At 55.5% G+C, this 6,657-nt stretch carries 8 protein-coding genes and 1 pseudogene; 7 read left to right on the plus strand and 2 right to left on the minus strand.

Going from position 1 to position 6,657, the window contains the following annotated elements:
* Positions 1-259: 259 nt before the first annotated feature.
* The gene (locus tag B5F76_RS12335) at positions 260-790 is read right to left on the minus strand and encodes a hypothetical protein (protein ID WP_087355021.1); all 531 of its coding nucleotides are present in this window, start codon (positions 788-790) and stop codon (positions 260-262) included.
* Positions 791-1,029: 239 nt separating this feature from the next.
* Here B5F76_RS12335 and B5F76_RS12340 point away from each other — a divergent pair, with 239 nt between their 5' ends.
* From B5F76_RS12340 to B5F76_RS12380, 7 genes and pseudogenes are all read left to right on the plus strand, one after another.
* Complete coding sequence (locus tag B5F76_RS12340) at positions 1,030-1,983, plus strand: AEC family transporter (protein ID WP_087355023.1); 954 nt, start codon at positions 1,030-1,032, stop codon at positions 1,981-1,983.
* Positions 1,984-2,465: 482 nt separating this feature from the next.
* Complete coding sequence (locus B5F76_RS12345) at positions 2,466-3,098, plus strand: HPP family protein (RefSeq protein WP_239407052.1); 633 nt, start codon at positions 2,466-2,468, stop codon at positions 3,096-3,098.
* A gap of 506 nt (positions 3,099-3,604) precedes the next feature.
* Positions 3,605-3,811: a type II toxin-antitoxin system RelB/DinJ family antitoxin gene (locus B5F76_RS12350; RefSeq protein ID WP_087355027.1), complete on the plus strand. Its 207-nt coding sequence runs from the start codon at positions 3,605-3,607 to the stop codon at positions 3,809-3,811.
* 99 nt (positions 3,812-3,910) lie between these two features.
* On the plus strand, positions 3,911-4,528 hold the full coding sequence (locus B5F76_RS12355; RefSeq protein WP_087355029.1) for an HPP family protein: 618 nt from the start codon (positions 3,911-3,913) through the stop codon (positions 4,526-4,528).
* A gap of 271 nt (positions 4,529-4,799) precedes the next feature.
* Complete coding sequence (locus B5F76_RS12360) at positions 4,800-5,033, plus strand: helix-turn-helix transcriptional regulator (protein WP_087355031.1); 234 nt, start codon at positions 4,800-4,802, stop codon at positions 5,031-5,033.
* Between the two features lie 79 nt (positions 5,034-5,112).
* A pseudogene (locus tag B5F76_RS15605) lies at positions 5,113-5,451 on the plus strand (TolC family protein); the annotation flags it as partial.
* Positions 5,452-5,887: 436 nt separating this feature from the next.
* The gene (locus tag B5F76_RS12380; protein WP_144268481.1) at positions 5,888-6,316 is read left to right on the plus strand and encodes a TolC family protein; all 429 of its coding nucleotides are present in this window, start codon (positions 5,888-5,890) and stop codon (positions 6,314-6,316) included.
* A gap of 70 nt (positions 6,317-6,386) precedes the next feature.
* Here the strand turns inward: B5F76_RS12380 and B5F76_RS12385 are convergent.
* The coding region (locus B5F76_RS12385) for a transposase (RefSeq protein ID WP_144268482.1) at positions 6,387-6,657 on the minus strand (271 nt) is incomplete at its 5' end.

Here is a 6,657-nt window from a genome sequence, read left to right on the forward strand (position 1 = left end):
ATCTTCCTACAGACAGTTTTCTGTGCTGCCTACACAATCGACTGCCAGAGCGCAACGCGTTGGAACAGACACAGTGAGCAACTTCATAATCCTGCGCACAGACCAAATAGGTTTAGCTGAATGGAAAGCGGGAGCGGCCGATTCTTTGAGTCAGAATACATAAGAAAAACACAAAAGACAAGTGAAATCCTGTTAGAATTCATGCAACCAGCAGGGCATGTCCGGCCATTATGAAGGACCTTTTTGTGCGAAAACAGGGCTACTGCAGATACTTCTTGTGCAAATCAAGCGCGTATCCTAGAGCCATTGTGAAACCCTGCAGGGAAAAGGTCGTTTGAAGCGGCTTCCCCTTCACAATGGAGATGACGGCAACCTTTCTGCCCTTCACAAAGTCTTCCAGTATGGCGTCCGAGAGCCCAGGGTAGATGGCAAGCCCCTTCTTTCCCTTGCGATAGACGTCCAGGACCATGTTCCTGTAGTGCTTTCGCCCGTCTATGACCATATCACAGGTATACTTCGAAGAGCTGAGATGTTTCAGGGATGCGTGGTTCGTGAAGGTGAGAACTATGACGCCGCCAGCGTTCCTGTCGATGCAGACGGCCAATGTGGATCCATCCCCGCTCGTTGTCTGCGCTACCACTGTCTTTTCCATGGTCTCGGAATAGAAGGCCTTCCAGTCCTCAAAGACGCGCGCGTCCTTCTCCCTGGCAAGGGATGGAGCAGCCAGGACAAGAAGAGCCGCAAGGGCTGACAGGAGAGCAAGAGCGCGCAGATGGGACGTTTTGACCATATTCCTTCCCCGGCCCGCAGGCGCTCTCAACCTCGAAAACTGGCGCCCTGGGGCCTCACCGTCAAAAGAGTAGACGTTCTTCCCAAGTGGCGTCAACAGCGTTTTTGCTCGCGAGACCAGAAGAAAGGGCCGAATTTTCCAAATCTCAAGACAATTCTTGACAGTGAGGGCAAAAGGTCTTCTATTCGCCCATCCCAAGCATCTTTTCAGGGCCGCGAAGGCCCGTCTCGCGAGGCACCATGGTTTTTCTCAACGCACTGCAGAGCATGCTGAGCATTACCCTGCTCAGTCTCATTGGATACATGCTGGCCTGGAAGGGCTGGATCTCCAAGGAAGTGGAGATCTTCATCCCCAGATTCGTCACCCAGATAGTGGTTCCTCCCTATCTTATGGTCTCGGTTGTCGAGCACTTCAACCACGACCAGTTTGTCCAGCTCATTATCGAGTCTGCCATACCCTTCGCGAGCATGCTGGTCTCCTTCTTTGCCTTCTTCGCTCTCGGGCGCCTCATGGGCATGGACCGAAAGCACCTTGGTCTCGCTGCCACGGGGGCTGCCACATCGAACACCATCTTCATCGGCATTCCGGTGAACAACGCCCTTTTTGGCCCAGATGGACTCTCGCCGCTTCTGCTCTACTTTCTTGCCAACACCACCTTCTTCTGGACCTTCGGCAACTGGGCAATAGCAAGGGAAGGCACACACGAAGGCCACAGATTGAGCACAAAGGAAATCCTGGGCCACATCTTCTCGCCGCCGCTCATGGGAACCCTCACGGGCATCTTTCTGCTCATGACGGGTATTCCCCTGCCAAAGTTCATTACCAACACCTGCGATATGCTGGGCTCCCTGGGCTCTCCCCTGGCACTCATCTTCGTGGGCGTCATCTTGCGCAGGGTGGACTGGAAGGCAGCGCACATGGGCAAGGACATCATGCTGACCCTGTTCGGAAGAATACTGCTCACCCCGCTGGTCACCATCGGCGTCATCCTGCTCATGCCCATAGACATCTCGGTGCTCACGACTCAGGTCTATGTCATCCAGGCAGGCCTTCCCAGCATGACCAACATAGCCCTCATCTCTGCCTTCTACGGTGCGGACAAGGAATTCGGCAGCGTCTTTGTCTGCGCGTCAAGCATCGTGGGACTCATAAGCGTGCCCCTGTGGATGACCGCCATCTCCCTGGTCATGTAGACACACTAAAAAAAGGGAGAAGGTGCCTTGACGGGGGCCTTCACGGGCACAACTGTGAAAGTAGTCCTTTATGTTTCTTCAAGTAGTTCATTAAGTAAAATCCCGAGATTTTGGCTATTCGGGCTGTTCATGCGAAGAGGTCGAGAAGAACTGTCCGGGAATTCCAATTGCATGTTCCTAGGACAATAACGTGCCTTCAGGTTCTGTCAGCATGTGTCAAAAGCAACATAACCTGTGCAAAAGCGTCACAAAGCGGCACCCTTGGGCTCCTGGTGTGCCCTCTCTGACAACACATGTTGCAAAAACCACTGTTTTGTGGTCTGCGTGTTCATTCTTTCACTATTCAAGTTATTGAAATCTGTTGCAATTGCGCTTGCAAAAAGAATGCGTCTCCCTGCAGGATTTGTCGCACGCAAGATGCCGCCTGTCCCAACAGGGGGGAGGCGGCACCTCCGCGCAATCCATCAGGGAGGTCGATGCCCTTGCGCGCGAAAACACTTCTTCTCAGACACGTCTTTCCGGGCCTTGCGGCCTCGGACGCCATTACGCTCTTGCAGGTCTGGCTTGGCAGCACCCTTGCCCTTGGCTGCATAGCCCTTCTGGACAAGTATCTTGGAAGCCCGGTGGGTTTGCCTCTCATCATAGGGTCCTTCGGTGCCTCGGCAGTGCTGGTCTTCGGCGCTCCGCAAAGCCCCCTGGCCCGCCCCCGCAACGTCCTTGGCGGGCACGTGATCTCGGCCCTTGCAGGCGTCTTCTTTGCACAGCTCTTCCCGGATTCCGTAGGGCTTGCGGCAGGCCTTGCTGTAGGCTCTGCCATTGTGCTCATGCTTGTGACAGGCACCCTGCATCCTCCGGGAGGCGCCACTGCCCTTATCGCTGTCACTGGCGGCCCTGCCATCCTGGCCCTTGGCTACCTTTATGTCCTTGTTCCCTGCCTCACCGGTGCCCTCATATTGCTGGGCTTCTCCTGCCTCACCCAGGCTGTCGGACTCAACGCACGGCTTTGCGGCGCCTGCGTTGTCCGCAAACCCTGCCTTGTATGGCACCCACAGGCCATACGGCGCAGATTGGGCACACTCCGCGCCCTGCACAAGGCCCTGGCAGGCAACAGATAGCCCTGTTGGGCAATACAAGACTCCCCGGCAAGGTCCTAAAACGGGCCTGGCCGGGGAGTTTTGCTGCCAGCCTCTTGCGATTGGAGCTCTTCCATCGTCGGGAGAAAACGGGTAGTTCCATAGGGCGGAGGGGATGAAATTTTCCCGTGCCCCCTCCCAGAAAACGTATTCGCCTGACGCTGTCGGCAAGGAGGAAAGCATGCCTCGGCCCCAGATGCTTCGATGTCGCATATTGGCTCCAAAAACACGAAAGCCCACATGAAGTGGGCCTCGGAATTGATAGCAGGGCCACCCAAATCAGTGGGAGATCATGCCGTCGATACATATATATGCCTTTGATGAGAATTGGTAAAGATAGAGTTTGTCTTGGAGAGTTGTGTTCTTTGGGTATTTTTTTGAGACTTCCAATCTCCTTCATATGCTTTCTCTCTGTCGCTAAAGGCCAAAAATGCTGGACTTGCACTGGCAGGGACAGTATGCCTAACAAATAGAAAGGGGGGGGGGCCATGGCCTTGCTGCAAATTCGCGTAGACGACGACCTTGCCTGCCGGGCCCGAGAGGTCGCAAGGGGCATGGGGCTTGAGCTTTCTTCCGCAGTGCGACTCTTTCTGCGCCAAATGGTCGCGGAAAACGGCCTTCCCTTCCGCCCTTCATGTGATCCCTTCTACTCCCAAAGCAATATGGATGCCCTCAAGCACTCTCTTGCCCCTTGAGGCAGGGAACGTCGTTTCCCACGAGGAGCTGGAACGCAGACAGCGTTTTTGAGGCCAACCCGGCTTTTTTCCCAAAACACCTTTCGGCAGAGGCTATTCATGAATCTGAAAAAGGCGCTTCTCACCCATGTCTTTCCAGGACTTAAAGGGGCAAATCTTGCCACCCTGCTCCAGGTCTGGCTTGGCAGCGCCCTGACACTCGGCACCATAGCCCTGCTCGACAGGACCTTTGGCAGCCCCATGGGTCTGCCGCTCATCATAGCCCCCTTCGGGGCCTCGGCAGTGCTGGTCTTTGGCGCACCCATGAGTCCCCTTGCCCGTCCCCGCAACGTCATCGGCGGCCACACGCTCTCAGCCCTTGTGGGCGTGTTCTTTGCCCACACCTTCACAACTGACGTGGCCCTCGCGGCTGCCTGTGCAGTGGCAACGGCCATTGTGCTCATGATTCTGACAGGAACCCTTCATCCCCCGGGAGGCGCCACTGCCCTCATAGCAGTGATTGGAGGCCCGAGCATAGAGCATCTCGGCTACCTCTATGTGTTTGTGCCCTGCTTTTCCGGCTCCCTGGTCGTCATGACATTCGCCGTACTCTTCAATGCTGCCGGCCTGCGCTGCAGGCTCATAGGGGCCCTTGTGTCCCGCGACCACAGTATGATCAAAAAGCCACGGCTTCTCAAACGCTGCCTGCATCTTCTCTGTCGCCTGCACAAGCAATAGACGCTTGCTGACTGTTCCGCCCTCGGGCTGTGAATATCGTCTCCGCCTGAACAAAAGGACAAGACAAGGTCTATCCGGAAACTTCATCGGCAACATCCGAGCCTCTGCGCCTGAAGCCCCATGTTCCAGACAGCGTATCCGGTTGCAGCACAACGAAGATCTGAGATTGCATTTATACCTTTTCAGGTATAATTTTTCTCAAAAAACCATTTCTATACCCTTTAGGGTATAATGTTTTTTCGCCCTCGTTTCGTTGCATATGGAGCAGACTATGCCCGCAAAGACCAAACTGGCACAAACCGTAAAAGAGTTGAGAAAGCGGCATGGCCTGACACAAGTGCAGGCAGCCGAATATGCAGGAGTAGGTTTGCGATTTGTCAGGGATCTCGAAACCGGTAAAAAGACATTGCGCATGGACAAGGTAAACAGCCTTCTCTATCTTTTTGGCCTTGAACTGGGCCCTGTTCCCGTTGATCGCAAGTCTGACAACGAAATAGAGAAATAGCAGTGAGTGAAGCAACAAGAAGCTACAGGCCCTAGCCCACAACCTCTTCCTTGAGGCCTCAGAGGCAAGGGCAGAGACAATGCTTGCCAGGGTAGGCACTGCCAGGGCGGATCGTTTGCCCGAGCTTGGGGCTGTGGCAAACGAGGGCTCCCGCATGGTGACCGAAGGCGACAAGGACATGCACCACTACCCCTCGCGCTGGCAGGACAGCTACAGGGAGACCGTGAGCCTGCACTTCAATCTGGACATCTGGGGCAAGTACATGCGCCTGCACTCATCGGCAAAGGCAAGGGCCAGGGCTGCCGAGGCTGCCACGGACGACATGCGCGTGACAACTGCTGCCGCCACTGCCATAACGTGGTTCAGGCTTTTGCAGCTCAAAGAAACCCTTGCCATAAATCAGGCCATGTACGAGAGCTACAGCAGGACCTGCAGGATCTACGAAAACAGGGTCAAGGCAGGGCTCACCCCTGAGCTGCATTTGCGCCGCTTCATGGCAGCGCAGATCGAGGAAGTGCAAAAGCAGATAACAGCCTGCCAGGGAAATCTTGCCCTGCTCCTTGGCTGGGATCCGGCACGCCTTGTAGCCGAGGCAAATTCCCTCGGGGCAGAGCACGCGAGCCTTGGCTTTGCAAGGCCCATCCCCGCCCAGGTTCCGGCCAACGTGCCCTCAAGCCTCATGCGCAGAAGGCCTGACATACAGGGCGCCGAGGAGCTGCTCAAGGCAGCCAACGAGAACGTGGGTGCAGCCATTGTGGACTTCTTCCCCACCATCTCGCTTACAGCAGACGAGGGCTTTTCCTCTGCCCATCTTGAAAAGGTGACAGCCCCCTTCTTCCTCGTTCTGGGATGTTTTGCTCTCGCCTGCCATGAGCCTCTTTTCCGGCGGAAGACACATGGCCGCAAAGGAAGAGGCGGATGCGCAGTACAGGGAGGCTCTTGCGGACTACAAGAGGACCGTGAGCGACGCCTTCAGGGCCATGCGCGAGGCTCTGGACAACAACAGGCGCAGCCGCGAGGTGTATGCGAGCAAGCGCAGGCAGGTGGAGGACCTTGCCCGAAGCAACGACATCCTGGAAAAGCAGTACCAGGTGGGCGTCACAAGCGTCATGGATCTGTTGGACGTCAGAAGGCAGCTGCAGGCGGCCCAGCAGGAGGAGGCACAGGCGCGCTTCGAGGTCTACTCCGCAGTCATCTCCATCTGCAGGGAGCTTGGAGGCGGCTGGGAGAATGGCGAGGAAGCCGGAAAGGAAGGCTCCGGTGCGTCCGGAAAGGCGGACTAAAGAGGCGTCCCCCTGCAGGGGCTTAGGCCGTGTTGACAAATTCATGGGAGTGTTCCAGCAGGAGTACCTACTACACAACTTTCGCCCACATTAACGTATTGAAAATATGGAAATAAGAGGAGAATGACAGAGTGGTCTTCACATATCGTGTTGCAGGGCCACGCCATCTTTTAGCTTTTTGAAAATAGTTTTCCACCAGGTGACGTAACTTATAGAGATATTTGTCATAATTTCTTTGAACTTTACGGTTGCTTCTGGGCGGTATAACCGGGATTGCGTTCTGGCTGAGCACGTATTCAACAATGGCATCCGAGTCGTACCCCTTGTCGGCCAGGACATAC

The sequence above is a fragment of the Desulfovibrio sp. An276 genome (genome assembly GCF_002159665.1).
Classification (GTDB): Bacteria; Desulfobacterota; Desulfovibrionia; order Desulfovibrionales; family Desulfovibrionaceae; genus Desulfovibrio; species Desulfovibrio faecigallinarum.